8 protein-coding genes and 1 pseudogene are annotated in these 12,838 nt (G+C 70.9%); 3 read left to right on the top strand and 6 right to left on the bottom strand.

Going from position 1 to position 12,838, the window contains the following annotated elements; translation table 11 throughout:
• Window positions 1–73: 73 nt before the first annotated feature.
• The 3 genes and pseudogenes from ABZ818_RS35235 to ABZ818_RS35225 form a co-directional block, all read right to left on the bottom strand.
• Entirely contained in the window at window positions 74–1,492 is a 1,419-nt protein-coding gene (locus ABZ818_RS35235) for an APC family permease (protein ID WP_361424002.1), read from the bottom strand.
• 320 nt (window positions 1,493–1,812) lie between these two features.
• Complete coding sequence (gene mmsA / locus ABZ818_RS35230; protein ID WP_361423999.1) at window positions 1,813–3,315, bottom strand: CoA-acylating methylmalonate-semialdehyde dehydrogenase; 1,503 nt, start codon at window positions 3,313–3,315, stop codon at window positions 1,813–1,815.
• Window positions 3,316–3,329: 14 nt separating this feature from the next.
• Window positions 3,330–3,512, bottom strand: a pseudogene (locus tag ABZ818_RS35225) (hypothetical protein); the annotation flags it as partial.
• Between the two features lie 649 nt (window positions 3,513–4,161).
• Here ABZ818_RS35225 and ABZ818_RS35220 point away from each other — a divergent pair.
• The gene (locus tag ABZ818_RS35220) at window positions 4,162–4,362 is read left to right on the top strand and encodes a MerR family transcriptional regulator (protein ID WP_361423996.1); all 201 of its coding nucleotides are present in this window, start codon (window positions 4,162–4,164) and stop codon (window positions 4,360–4,362) included.
• 84 nt (window positions 4,363–4,446) lie between these two features.
• Here ABZ818_RS35220 and ABZ818_RS35215 read toward each other — a convergent pair whose 3' ends face one another.
• The gene (locus ABZ818_RS35215) at window positions 4,447–5,490 is read right to left on the bottom strand and encodes a zinc-dependent alcohol dehydrogenase family protein (protein WP_361423993.1); all 1,044 of its coding nucleotides are present in this window, start codon (window positions 5,488–5,490) and stop codon (window positions 4,447–4,449) included.
• Window positions 5,491–5,716: 226 nt separating this feature from the next.
• On the opposite strand from ABZ818_RS35215, the gene ABZ818_RS35210 reads away from it, so the two are divergent.
• Window positions 5,717–5,956 carry a cation transporter gene (locus tag ABZ818_RS35210; protein WP_141366633.1) on the top strand — a complete coding sequence of 80 codons (240 nt, stop codon included), beginning with the start codon at window positions 5,717–5,719 and terminating at the stop codon, window positions 5,954–5,956.
• Between the two features lie 44 nt (window positions 5,957–6,000).
• On the top strand, window positions 6,001–8,286 hold the full coding sequence (locus ABZ818_RS35205; protein ID WP_361423990.1) for a heavy metal translocating P-type ATPase: 2,286 nt from the start codon (window positions 6,001–6,003) through the stop codon (window positions 8,284–8,286).
• 670 nt (window positions 8,287–8,956) lie between these two features.
• Here the strand turns inward: ABZ818_RS35205 and ABZ818_RS35200 are convergent.
• Both ABZ818_RS35200 and ABZ818_RS35195 read right to left on the bottom strand, forming a co-directional pair.
• Window positions 8,957–10,246 (bottom strand): citrate synthase, encoded by a 1,290-nt coding sequence (locus ABZ818_RS35200; protein ID WP_225075241.1) that lies wholly within the window; start codon window positions 10,244–10,246, stop codon window positions 8,957–8,959.
• 253 nt (window positions 10,247–10,499) lie between these two features.
• A complete protein-coding gene (locus ABZ818_RS35195; RefSeq protein ID WP_361423986.1) occupies window positions 10,500–12,761 on the bottom strand; it encodes an ATP-dependent RecD-like DNA helicase in 2,262 nt (753 codons plus the stop codon).
• Window positions 12,762–12,838 lie beyond the last annotated feature (77 nt).

The raw sequence follows: 12,838 nt of genomic DNA, 5'->3' as shown, positions 1-12,838 counted from the left end.
CGAACCTCCGCCCCTCCCCGGGGAGTACGGGGCCGCCGCGGTGTACCGCGGACGCGGTACGCGGCGCGTCGTCCTACGGCTGGGTGTCCTCCGGGATCGACACCAGCCAGCGGGTGTCGCGGCGGGGGCGGAGGTAGAAGGCCCAGTAGAGGGTGGCGACCGCCATGATGCCGCCCGTCCACAGCAGGTAGGTGATCTCCTGCCGGCTGAGGATGTAGGCCAGGAACGCGATGAGCAGCACGGGCACGGCAGGCCACAGCGGCATGCGCCAGGCGGCCGTGTGCTTGTGGGAGCCGCGGCGGGACAGCAGCGCGGCGACCGCGACCAGCAGGTACATGCCGGTCACCGAGACGCCCGTGACGCCGTACAGGGTGTCCAGGTTGACGAAGCACAGCAGCGCGCCGGGGACGCCCACCGCGAGGGTGGCGACCCAGGGGGAGCCGAAGCGGCCGAGCCGGGAGAAGACGTTGTTCACCGCCGAGGGCCAGGCCTTGTCGCGGGCGGAGGCGAACAGCACGCGGGAGTTCTGGATGACCATGACGATGCCGGCGTTGATGATCGCCAGGGCCACGCAGAGGCTGACGAAGGTGCCGACCGCGGAGTTGGACCAGGCGATCACCATCGAGCTCAGGTTGCCTGCGGCCAGCTCCTTGATGTCGGAGGCGCCCATGGTGATGGCGACGACCGGCACGAGGATGATCACGGAGGAGATGGCGAGGGTGGCGAGCACCGTGCGGGCGACGTTGCGGCGCGGGTTCTCCAGCTCCTCGGAGAGGTAGACGGCGGTGGAGAAGCCCTGGGTGGCGAAGAGCGCGATGGCGAGCCCGGAGATGACGAGCATGGCCGTCACGGCGTCCGTGTGCCCGTCCGCGCCGGCCACCTGCATGGAGACCAGGCTGCCGACGCCCCGGTGGCTGTGCGCGAAGCCCAGCAGCGCGACCACGCCCGCCGCGATGACCTCCAGGACCAGGAAGATGCCGGTGATCCAGGCGTTGGCGCGCAGGTCCAGCAGGCCGGCGAGGGTGGCCAGCAGCATCACGCCGGCACCGGTCCAGGCCGGGTCGAGGTGCACGATCGGCGCCAGGTAGTCCGCGGTGCCCATCGCGATCACCGGCGGGACGATCATGACGACGAGCAGGGACAGCACGAAGACCAGCCAGCCCGCCAGCCGCCCGGCCATGGTCGACACCATGGCGTACTCGCCGCCCGCGCTGGGGATGAGGGTGCCCAGCTCGGAGTAGCAGAACGCCACGGCGATGCAGAGCAGGGAGCCGATGGCGATGGTGAGGGCGGTGGCGGTGCCGAGCGTGCCGAGGAGGTCGGGCACGACCACGAACAGCGTGGAGGCGGGGGTCACGCACGAGAGGGTGAGGAGGGTGCCGCCGACGACCCCGATGGAGCGCTTGAGCTTGGTGGGGCTGTCCGTCGCCTCTGTGGGACTGCCGGCCACTTCGGGGACGGCGTTCTCGACAGAGCGGAGCATGTCGGTCATGCAGCGGTTCCGATCGACTTGTGCAACAGGTGAGGGGCCGGGGAGCGCGCTATCGCCTCCGGCGGTTCGCGGTCGTACGTGCTCTCGTCCGCTCCCGGCCCGGATATCGAACATCAACGAAAACCGCCGAGTCAATGGTCGTTAACCTACGGAATTCGCGGCGGAACAACGATCTACAACTGATTCACTCGTCGAACGGTCCGATTGTTCGGGCCCTTACGGGCGTACGGGAACCGCAGCGCGCACTCGAAAAAAGATGAGGCCGTCCGCATAGCGGACGGCCTCGTCATCGCCTGCGGCGACGATCGGGGGTGCGACGGTCAGTGGTTGCGCGGGAACCCGAGGTCCACGCCCGCCGGAGCCTCGGACGGGTCCGGCCAGCGGGTGGTGACGACCTTGCCGCGCGTGTAGAAGTGCGTGCCGTCGTTGCCGTAGATGTGGTGGTCGCCGAAGAGCGAGTCCTTCCAGCCGCCGAAGGAGTGGTAGCCCACCGGCACCGGGATCGGCACGTTGACGCCGACCATGCCGGCCTCGACCTCCAGCTGGAAGCGACGGGCCGCGCCGCCGTCCCGGGTGAAGATCGCGGTGCCGTTGCCGAACGGCGAGGCGTTGATCAGTGCCACGCCCTCGTCGTAGCTGTCCACGCGCAGCACGCACAGTACCGGGCCGAAGATCTCGTCCTGGTAGGCCTTGGCGCTGGTCGGCACCTTGTCCAGCAGCGAGATGCCGACCCAGTGGCCGTCCTCGAAGCCCTCGACCGTGTAGCCGGTGCCGTCCAGGACGACCTCGGAGCCCTCGCTCGCGGCGTTCTCCACGTACGAGGCCACCTTGTCGCGGTGCGCCTTGGTGATCAGCGGGCCCATCTCGGAGGACGGGTCGTTGCCCGGACCGATCTTGATCTTCTCGGCGCGCTCGCGGATCTTCTCCACCAGCTCGTCGCCGATCGAACCGACCGCGACGACGGCCGAGATGGCCATGCAGCGCTCACCCGCCGAGCCGTACGCGGCCGAGACGGCGGCGTCGGCGGCCGCGTCCAGGTCGGCGTCCGGCAGCACCAGCATGTGGTTCTTGGCGCCGCCGAGGGCCTGCACGCGCTTGCCGTTCGCGGAGGCGGTGGTGTGGATGTAGCGGGCGATCGGGGTGGAGCCGACGAAGGAGACCGCCTTGACGTCGGGGTGCTCCAGGAGGCGGTCCACGGCCACCTTGTCGCCGTGGACCACGTTGAAGACGCCGTCGGGCAGCCCGGCCTCGGCCAGCAGCTCGGCGATCTTCAGGGAGGCCGACGGGTCCTTCTCGCTCGGCTTCAGCACGAAGGTGTTGCCGCACGCGATGGCGATGGGGAACATCCACATCGGGACCATCGCCGGGAAGTTGAACGGCGTGATGCCGGCGACCACGCCCAGCGGCTGCCGGATCGCGGCCACGTCGACGCGGCTGGCGACCTGGGTGGACAGCTCGCCCTTGAGCTGGACGTTGATGCCGCAGGCCAGGTCGACGATCTCCAGGCCGCGCGCGACCTCGCCGAGCGCGTCGGAGTGCACCTTGCCGTGCTCGGCGGTGATCAGCTCGGCGATCTCGTCGCGGTGGGCGTCCAGCAGCGCACGGAACTTGAACAGGATCGAGGTCCGCTGGGCCAGCGAGGACTGCCCCCAGGTCAGGTACGCGTCCTTGGCGGCGGCGACCGCGGCGTCCACCTCCTCCACGGAGGCGAACGCGACCTTCGTGGTGACCTCGCCGGTCGCCGGGTCCGTGACCGGCCCGTACGTCCCCGAGGCGCCTTCGGCGGTCTTCCCGCCGATCCAGTGGTTGACGATCTTCGTCATGCCCGGTTACTCCTTCACAGATGGCGGCGACGGGTCGAAACGTGCCGTTCGTCGAGCTCGTGTGCCGTGACCGGCGACAGGCGCGTCGCGGTCCCGGCCACAGGTACATCCCACCAGGCACACGCCCAGGGCGCGCCCGACACTGTGTCTGCGGTTTCCGTCTCCGCGTAGACACATGTGGGAGTGTCCGCCGCGCGCCCCGGTGCGGACGGTGTGCGGATTCCGCGGCCGGGCGGGGTGCGGACGGCCGCCGCCCCGCGGTGGGCTGTCGGGACCTCCGGCGCGGGGCCGTAGCGGGCGGGGAGTCGACGCTCGCACTTCGCTCCTGCCAGGGCGAAGCGGCGTCCCGCGCCGGAGGCGTTCTGTGCCCGGGCGCCACGGGGCGCGTGCGGGTCTGCACCCAGCGTGCCCTCGCCGCTCGGGTGGGGAAACTCTTGGCCGGACGGGCCGTCCCAGGGCGCGTACGGCCCCGCGGTGATCAGGTCGCACGCCATCGGCTGCCCTCGGCTTCCCTTCGCCTCGACTCCCCCGGTTCCCCCGGTTCTAGTGCCGGGCACGGACCCCTGTCAATGGTTTGTCCGGACATACGGACGAGAGGGTCCGCCATCCGGTCGCGTAAACCCTCCGGCGGGTAGATCGCTTGCTTCAGCTGTGTCACAAAAACCTCTGCCGTGTCACACATGTCGCGGGTACGCGGCCCCCCGGTCACACCCGGCCGACAGCCGCTTGCCGGTGCGCGGTCCGTGTCGTTCACCGATCACAGGCTTGGAGATCGCCAGCGCAGCGCCCGGCTCCCCCGACGGCCTCTCCGGCCGCCGCCGTGGTGCGCGCGGGGAGGTGCACGTCATGACCGACCGAAGGCTCTGGTCGTACAAGGAGATCGCGGCGCACATCCGGGTGCAGCCGGACACCGTGCGGTCCTACCGCAAACACGGCCTGCTGCCACCACCCGACCATGTGGAGCGCGGCAGGCCCTACTGGTACGCCGACACCGTCCGCGACTGGGTCGCCGCCCGGCCCGGCAACCGCGGCCGCAGAGCCGACTGAACCACCGCTGCCGGGCCGCGGGCCCGGCTCCCTTCCCCGTTCGCCGGCATGACGGTGCCCCACGCGAGGTGGGGCACTGTCAGGTCAGCTCCACGGCTCGATGACCGTGACCCCGGATCCCGGTGCCGTGCCCATCGCCGCGAGCGCGTCCGGGACGGCCGCCAGCGGGATGGCCGACGTCACCAGCAGGTCGGGGCGCAGCACACCGGCCCGTACCAGCTCCATCATCTCCGGATAGGCGTGCGCGGCCATGCCGTGGCTGCCCAGGAGTTCGAGTTCCAGGGCGATCGCGCGCGCCATGGGCACCGGGGTGGTGCCCGTCGTGGAGGGCAGCAGACCGACCTGGACGTGGCGGCCCCGGCGGCGCAGGCCGTTCACCGAGGCCGCGCAGGTGACGGGCGAGCCGAGCGCGTCGAGCGAGAGATGGGCGCCGCCGCCGGTCAGCTCGCGCACCCGCTCCGCCGTGTCCTTGACGGCGGACGCGTCCACGCACTGCGCGGCGCCGAACCTCCGCGCCAGGTCCAGGGCCTGGGCGGACACGTCCACCGCGACCACCCTGGCCCCCGCGGCCGCCGCGATCATCACCGCCGACAGGCCCACGCCCCCGCAGCCGTGCACGGCGACCCAGTCGCCGGCGGCGGCCCGGCCCTGCTGGACCACCGCGCGGTACGCCGTGGCGAACCGGCAGCCGAGCGAGGCCGCCGTGGCGAAGGACAGGCCCTCGGGCACGGCGACCAGGTTCACGTCGGCGTGGTCGAGCGCCACGTACTGGGCGAAGGAGCCCCAGTGCGTGAAGCCCGGCTGGGTCTGCCGCTCGCACACCTGCTGGTCGCCCGCCGCACAGGCGGGGCAGGTGCCGCAGGCGCAGACGAAGGGGACGGTCACCCGGTCGCCGGGCCGCCAGCGGGTCACCCGGGGGCCCACCTCCTCGACGGTCCCCGCGAGTTCGTGCCCCGGCACGTGCGGCAGCGCGACGTCGGGGTCGTGGCCCTGCCAGCCGTGCCAGTCGCTGCGGCACAGGCCGGTCGCCTCGACGCGCACCACGACCCCGTGCTCCGCGGGCCTCGGGTCGGCCACCTCGCGCACCTCGGCCGGCTCCCCGTACCGCTCGAACACCACAGCCCGCATCCCGCCGCCTCGCCTTCCGTCCGGTTCACTACGGCACACCGCCGCCGGCGAAACCGTAGTACGCGGGCACATCCCGGGCACGGGCGGCCTGTCGTGCGGCCTGCCTCGACCCGGCTTCGGTCATCGGGCGCGGCTCCTTGGAGGAATACCCCCTAGGGGTATAATCTGGAAAGTGGCGGGCCACCGTGGCCCCCTACGCCCCACCCACCACGACGAGGAGAACGACATGACCGCCCAGACCGGCACCCCGGACACCGTCACCACCGTCTACAAGGTGAGCGGGATGAGCTGCGGACACTGCGAGGGTTCCGTGTCCGCCGAGATCTCCGAGCTGCCCGGCGTCAGCTCGGTGAAGGCCGTCGCCTCCACCGGCGAGGTCACCGTCGTCTCCGCCTCCCCGCTGGAGACGGAGGCGGTGCGCGCCGCCGTCGACGAGGCCGGCTTCGAACTCGTCGGCGAGGCCTGACGAGGGCCGGTCCACCCGCCCGTACGTCGTCTGGAGTTCCGAGGATGAACACCCGCGCCGCCCCGCAGACGCCCACGGCCGACCGGCCCGGCGCCGCCGAGGTCGAGCTCCTCATCGGGGGGATGACCTGCGCCTCCTGCGCGGCCCGCGTCGAGAAGAAGCTCAACCGCATCGACGGCGTCACCGCGGCGGTCAACTTCGCCACGGAGAAGGCCAGGGTCTCCTACCCCACCGGGGTATCGGTCGCCGATCTGATCGCCACCGTGGTCAAGACCGGCTACACGGCGGAGGAGCCCCCGCCGCCGGCACCCGGACCGGCGACGGACGCGGAGTCCCGGCCGGACGAGGAGCGGGCGCCGCGGGATCCCGAACTGGCCTCCCTGCGCGGGCGCCTGGTCGTCTCCGCGCTCCTCGCCGCCCCCGTCGTGCTGCTCGCGATGGTCCCGGCCCTTCAGTTCACGAACTGGCAGTGGCTCTCGCTGACCCTCGCCGCGCCGGTCGTCGTCTGGGGCGGACTGCCGTTCCACCGGGCGGCCCTGACCAACGCCCGGCACGGCGCGGCCACCATGGACACCCTCGTCTCGATCGGCACCCTGGCCGCGTTCGGCTGGTCGCTGTGGGCGCTGTTCCTGGGCGACGCGGGCATGCCCGGCATGCGCCACGAGTTCCGCCTCACCGTCTCCCGGGTGGACGCGGCCTCCACGATCTATCTGGAGGTCGCCGCCGGGGTCGTCGCGTTCATCCTGCTCGGCCGCTATCTGGAGGCCCGCTCCAAGCGGCGGGCGGGCGCGGCGCTTCGGGCACTGCTGGAACTGGGCGCGAAGGACGTCTCCGTACTGCGGGGCGGAGCGGAGACCAGGATCCCGGTGGCCGCGCTGGCGGTCGGGGACCGGTTCGTCGTACGGCCCGGCGAGAAGATCGCCACCGACGGCGCGGTCGTCGAGGGCAGCTCGGCGGTCGACGCCTCGATGCTCACCGGCGAGTCGGTGCCCGTGGACGTCGGCCCCGGCGACACGGTCACCGGCGCCACGGTCAACGCGGGCGGCCGGCTGGTCGTCGAGGCCACCCGGATCGGCGCGGACACGCAGCTCGCGCGGATGGCGCAGCTCGTCGAGGACGCGCAGAGCGGCAAGGCCGAGGTGCAGCGGCTGGCCGACCGCATATCGGCGGTCTTCGTGCCGGTCGTCCTGCTCATCGCCGTCGGCACCCTGCTCGCCTGGCTCTTCGCCACCGGTGAGGTGACCGCCGCGTTCACCGCGGCCGTCGCGGTGCTCATCATCGCCTGCCCTTGCGCGCTGGGCCTGGCCACGCCGACCGCGCTGATGGTCGGCACCGGCCGGGGCGCCCAGCTCGGCATCCTCATCAAGGGCCCCGAGGTGCTGGAGTCCACCCGCCGTGTGGACACCGTCGTCCTGGACAAGACCGGAACGGTCACCACGGGCCGGATGACCCTCCAGGAGGTCCACGCCGCCGAGGGCACCGACGAGAAGCAGTTGCTGCGCCTCGCGGGCGCGCTGGAGCACGCCTCGGAGCACCCGATCGCGCGGGCCGTGGCCGCAGGCGCCGAGGAACGGGTCGGACCGCTGCCCCCGGTCGAGCACTTCGAGAACGTCCCCGGACGCGGCGTGCGCGGGCGCGTGGAGGGCCATGACGTGGCCGTGGGACGGCTCGTGGAACTCACCGCGGAGCTGCCCGAGGAGGTGGCGCGCGCCCGGCGCGAGGCGGAGAGCGAGGGCCGTACGACGGTCGTCGTCGGCTGGGACGGGGCGGCACGCGGTGTCATCGCCGTCGCGGACGCGGTCAAGGAGACCAGTGCGCAGGCCGTGGCGCAGTTGCGCGCGCTGGGGCTGCGGCCGGTCCTGCTGACCGGGGACAACCGCGCCGTCGCCGAGGCCGTGGCACGCGCCGTCGGGATCGACCCGCAGGACGTGGTCGCCGAGGTGCTGCCCGAGGAGAAGGTCGAGGCCGTCAGGCGGCTGCGGGCCGAGGGGCGCACGGTGGCGATGGTCGGCGACGGGGTCAACGACGCCGCCGCGCTCGCCACCGCCGACCTGGGTCTGGCCATGGGCACCGGGACGGACGCCGCCATCGAGGCCGGGGATCTGACCCTGGTGCGCGGGGACCTCCGGGTGGCCGCGGACGCCATCCGCCTGTCCCGGCGCACCCTTGCCACCATCAAGGGCAACCTCGTGTGGGCCTTCGGCTACAACGTGGCCGCGCTGCCGCTGGCCGCCGCCGGACTGCTCAATCCGATGATCGCGGGAGCGGCGATGGCGTTCTCGTCGGTGTTCGTGGTGACGAACAGTCTGCGGCTGCGCACGTTCCGCTGAATGAAAAGCAGTCGAGACCGAAGTAAGAGTCCCTCTAGAGTCCAACGCGCGCCTCACATAAGCTCTTCACAAGGCTCGCGCATCATCCTTACGCTTGGGTACCGGTCGCCATACTTGGGCTCTTGCGTACCTAACGGACATATGCAAGAGACGCAGATCACAGTGATGTGAACGTAACCATCGAAGGGGTTCGAAGGTCTAAGTTGGCGATGTCGGGCCAGCGTCTTGGGGGGCGCTGACCGGCATCTGGGGATGTCTTGGGGGACTTCCTCAGAGGTGCGTTGCCGGGGCACGTACACCGGGAAGCTTTGAGCGGCCCTCCCGCGCGTGCGCGTCCCGGCAGACCGCACAGCACCAGGTGCGACGAGTTCTGCTCGTTGTGCTCACAGCGATTCAGGCGCTGGTCCTTGAACGCCCGGCCGGATCCCGTGGGGGGAATCCGCACCGGGACATGGGAAGGCGCCCTGGTCGTCGGCCCGTGGGGGGACCGGCGCTCCGGGGCGCCTTCCGCTTCTTCCTCGGCCTTCTTCCTGCTGCGTTTCCTCTGTGGTCCGTTCCCGTACCGGTACGCCTCCGGGGCGCTCCGCACAGCACGAGGCCCCGCACCCGCGAACTCGCGCGGGATACGGGGCCGGGTGACGCTATGGGGCCAATGGCGCCGCCGGAAGGCTCAGCGCTCCTCGACCGGGACGAAGTCGCGCTCGACCACGCCCGTGTAGATCTGGCGCGGGCGGCCGATGCGGGAGCCCGGCTCCTTGATCATCTCGTGCCACTGGGCGATCCAGCCCGGCAGCCGGCCGAGGGCGAACAGGACCGTGAACATCTCGGTCGGGAAGCCCATGGCCCGGTAGATCAGGCCGGTGTAGAAGTCGACGTTCGGGTAGAGCTTGCGCTCGACGAAGTAGTCGTCGGACAGGGCGTGCTCCTCCAGCTTCAGGGCGATGTCGAGGAGCTCGTCCTCCTTGCCCAGCGCGGAGAGCACGTCGTGCGCGGCGGCCTTGATGATCTTGGCGCGCGGGTCGAAGTTCTTGTAGACCCGGTGGCCGAAGCCCATCAGGCGGACGCCGTCCTCCTTGTTCTTCACCTTGCGGATGAAGGTGTCGACGTCGTTGCCCGAGTCGCGGATGCCCTCGAGCATCTCCAGGACGGACTGGTTGGCGCCGCCGTGCAGCGGGCCCCACAGGGCGCTGATGCCGGCCGAGATCGAGGCGAACATGTTGGCCTGCGAGGAGCCGACCAGGCGGACCGTCGAGGTCGAGCAGTTCTGCTCGTGGTCGGCGTGCAGGATCAGCAACTTGTCCAGCGCGGCGGCCACGACCGGGTCCGGCTCGAACTCCTGCGCGGGCACCGAGAAGGTCATGCGCAGGAAGTTCTCGACGTAACCGAGATCGTTGCGCGGGTAGACGAACGGGTGACCGATCGACTTCTTGTACGCGTACGCCGCGATCGTCGGGAGCTTGGCGAGCAGGCGGATCGTGGAGAGGTTGCGCTGCTTCTCGTCGAACGGGTTGTGGCTGTCCTGGTAGAAGGTCGACAGCGCCGAGACGACCGACGACAGCATCGCCATCGGGTGGGCGTCGCGCGGGAAGCCCGTGTAGAAGTTCTTGACGTCCTCGTGCAGCAGGGTGTGCTGCGTGACCTCGTTCTTGAACGAGGTGAGCTCGTCGACGGTCGGCAGCTCACCGTTGATCAGCAGGTAGGCCACCTCCAGGAAGGTGGAGCGCTCGGCCAGCTGTTCGATCGGGTAGCCGCGGTACCGGAGGATGCCCTGCTCACCGTCGAGATAGGTGATGGCGGATTTGTAGGCGGCCGTGTTGCCGTATCCGCTGTCCAAGGTCACGAGACCGGTCTGGGCGCGCAGCTTCCCGATGTCGAAGCCCTTGTCGCCGACGGTGCTGTCGACCACCGGGTAGGTGTACTCGCCGCCGTCGTACCGCAGAACTACAGAGTTGTCGCTCACGTCTTCCCTCACCGACGTAGTGCCTCATCTTCGAGGTGCCCTGACTGTCTCTACCATCCCCCATTTGGCTCAGGAGAGTGCACTCGGGGTCGACCATTGGGCCCATTGGCGGCACTCAGTGCCGTCAACCTGTTCATCCTGCCCCCTCGCTTCGGCCACGGGAAGTGCTGTGTGACCTTTACGACTCATTTGATCGATCATTTTTGTTGACGTGGCGTCAGACAGCGGCTTCCGGCCCGCAGGACGGCGGTTTTCAGCCGCCGAGGCGGAAGTCCAGCGCCGTGCAGCGCCGCCCCGCCGACACCGTGCGCACCGCCTGGCCGATGGCCTTGCGCGAGCCGACGAGGACGACCAGCTTCTTGGCCCGGGTCACCGCCGTGTAGAGCAGGTTGCGCTGGAGCATCATCCAGGCGCCTGTGGTAACCGGGATCACCACGGCCGGATACTCGCTGCCCTGCGAGCGGTGGATGGTCACCGCGTACGCGTGCGCCAGTTCGTCCAGTTCGTCGAACTCGTACGGCACCTCCTCGTCCTCGTCCGTCAGCACCGTCAGACGCTGGTCGACCGGGTCGAGCGAGGTGACCACGCCCACGGTGCCGTTGAAGACACCGTTTTCCCCCTTCTCGTAATTGTTGCGAATCTGGGTGACCTTGTCTCCGACGCGGAAGACCCGGCCGCCGAACCGCTTCTCCGGCAGGTCGGGGCGGCCCGGGGTGACCGCCTGCTGGAGCAGGCCGTTCAGCGTGCCGGCGCCCGCCGGGCCCCGGTGCATGGGCGCGAGCACCTGCACGTCCCTGCGCGGGTCGAGCCCGAACCGGGCCGGGATCCGGCGCGCCGCCACGTCCACGGTGAGCCGGCCGGCCTCCTCGGTGTCGTCCTCGACGAAGAGGAAGAAGTCCTTCATGCCGTCGGTCAGCGGATGCTGCCCGGCGTTGATCCGGTGCGCGTTGGTCACCACACCCGACTGCTGGGCCTGGCGGAAGACGCGTGTGAGGCGGACGGCGGGCACCGGGCTGCCGTCGGCCAGCAGGTCGCGCAGCACCTCGCCGGCGCCCACGCTGGGGAGCTGGTCCACGTCCCCGACGAACAGCAGGTGCGCGCCCGGGGGCACGGCCTTGACCAGCTTGTTGGCGAGCAGCAGGTCCAGCATGGACGCCTCGTCCACGACCACCAGGTCGGCGTCCAGCGGGCGGTCCCGGTCGTAGGCCGCGTCCCCGCCGGGCTTGAGCTCCAGCAGGCGGTGCACGGTGGAGGCCTCGGCGCCGGTGAGCTCCGACAGGCGCTTGGCGGCCCGGCCGGTGGGCGCGGCCAGCACCACCTTGGCCTTCTTGGCCCGCGCCAACTCCACGATCGAGCGCACCGTGAAGGACTTGCCGCAGCCGGGGCCGCCGGTCAGCACGGCCACCTTCTCGGTCAGCGCAAGCCTGACCGCCGCCTCCTGCTCGGGGGCGAGGTCGGCCCCCGTACGGCCCTTCAGCCAGGTCAGCGCCTTGTCCCACGCGACGTCCCGGAAGGCGGGCATCCGGTCGGCGTCGACGCGCAGCAGGCGCAGCAGCTGGGCGGACAGGGACAGCTCGGCCCGGTGGAAGGGCACGAGGTAGATCGCCGTCACCGCCTCGCCGCCGTCCTGGCCGGGCACCTTCTCGCGCACGACTCCGGGGTCGGCGCCGTCCTCGGGGGGCTCGGCGAGTGCGGCGAGGCACTCGATGACGAGCCCGGTGTCCACCTGGAGGAGCTTGACCGCGTCCGTGATCAGCCGCTCCTCGGGCAGGAAGCAGTGGCCCTGGTCGGTGGACTGCGACAGCGCGTACTGGAGGCCCGCCTTGACCCGCTCCGGGCTGTCGTGCGGGATGCCGACGGACTGCGCGATCTTGTCGGCGGTCAGGAAGCCGATGCCCCAGACGTCGGCGGCCAGCCGGTACGGCTGGTTCTTCACCACCGAGATCGACGCGTCGCCGTACTTCTTGTAGATGCGCACCGCGATCGAGGTGGAGACCTCGACGGTCTGGAGGAAGAGCATGACCTCCTTGATCGCCTTCTGCTCCTCCCAGGCGTCGGCGATCTTCCTGGTCCGCTTGGGGCCGAGGCCGGGCACCTCGATCAGGCGCTTGGGCTCCTCCTCGATGACCTTCAGGGTGTCCAGGCCGAAGTGCTGGGTGATGCGGTCGGCGAAGACCGGCCCGATGCCCTTGACCAGGCCGGAGCCGAGATAGCGGCGGATGCCCTGGACGGTGGCCGGGAGCACGGTGGTGTAGTTGTCCACCTGGAACTGCTTGCCGTACTGCGGGTGGGAGCCCCAGCGGCCCTCCATCCGCAGCGACTCGCCGACCTGGGCGCCGAGCAGCGCGCCGACGACCGTCAGGAGGTCACCGGCGCCCCGGCCGGTGTCGACGCGGGCCACCGTGTAGCCGTTCTCCTCGTTGGCGTACGTGATCCGCTCGAGCACGCCCTCCAGCACGGCCGGACGCCGCTCCCCGGCACCGGCCTGCCCGCTCCGACTCGCCTCCGTGGTCATGACCCGACGGTACCGCCGGGCTGTGACAGCCCCGCCGGGCGAGCCGGGGCGCCCCGGCTCGCCCGGCGGGGCTGTCA

The organism is Streptomyces sp. NPDC047453, from assembly GCF_040643155.1.
GTDB lineage: Bacteria > Actinomycetota > Actinomycetes > Streptomycetales > Streptomycetaceae > Streptomyces.
Note: the sequence above shows the minus strand (reverse complement) of the source record. Positions and strands in the feature narration are given on the sequence as shown.

Coding starts and splice junctions, on each gene's coding strand:
- ABZ818_RS35235 (WP_361424002.1), bottom strand. CDS start 1,492: ATGACCGACATGCTCCGCTCTGTCGAGAACGCCGTCCCCGAAGTGGCC.
- mmsA (WP_361423999.1), bottom strand. CDS start 3,315: ATGACGAAGATCGTCAACCACTGGATCGGCGGGAAGACCGCCGAAGGC.
- ABZ818_RS35220 (WP_361423996.1), top strand. CDS start 4,162: ATGACCGACCGAAGGCTCTGGTCGTACAAGGAGATCGCGGCGCACATC.
- ABZ818_RS35215 (WP_361423993.1), bottom strand. CDS start 5,490: ATGCGGGCTGTGGTGTTCGAGCGGTACGGGGAGCCGGCCGAGGTGCGC.
- ABZ818_RS35210 (WP_141366633.1), top strand. CDS start 5,717: ATGACCGCCCAGACCGGCACCCCGGACACCGTCACCACCGTCTACAAG.
- ABZ818_RS35205 (WP_361423990.1), top strand. CDS start 6,001: ATGAACACCCGCGCCGCCCCGCAGACGCCCACGGCCGACCGGCCCGGC.
- ABZ818_RS35195 (WP_361423986.1), bottom strand. CDS start 12,761: ATGACCACGGAGGCGAGTCGGAGCGGGCAGGCCGGTGCCGGGGAGCGG.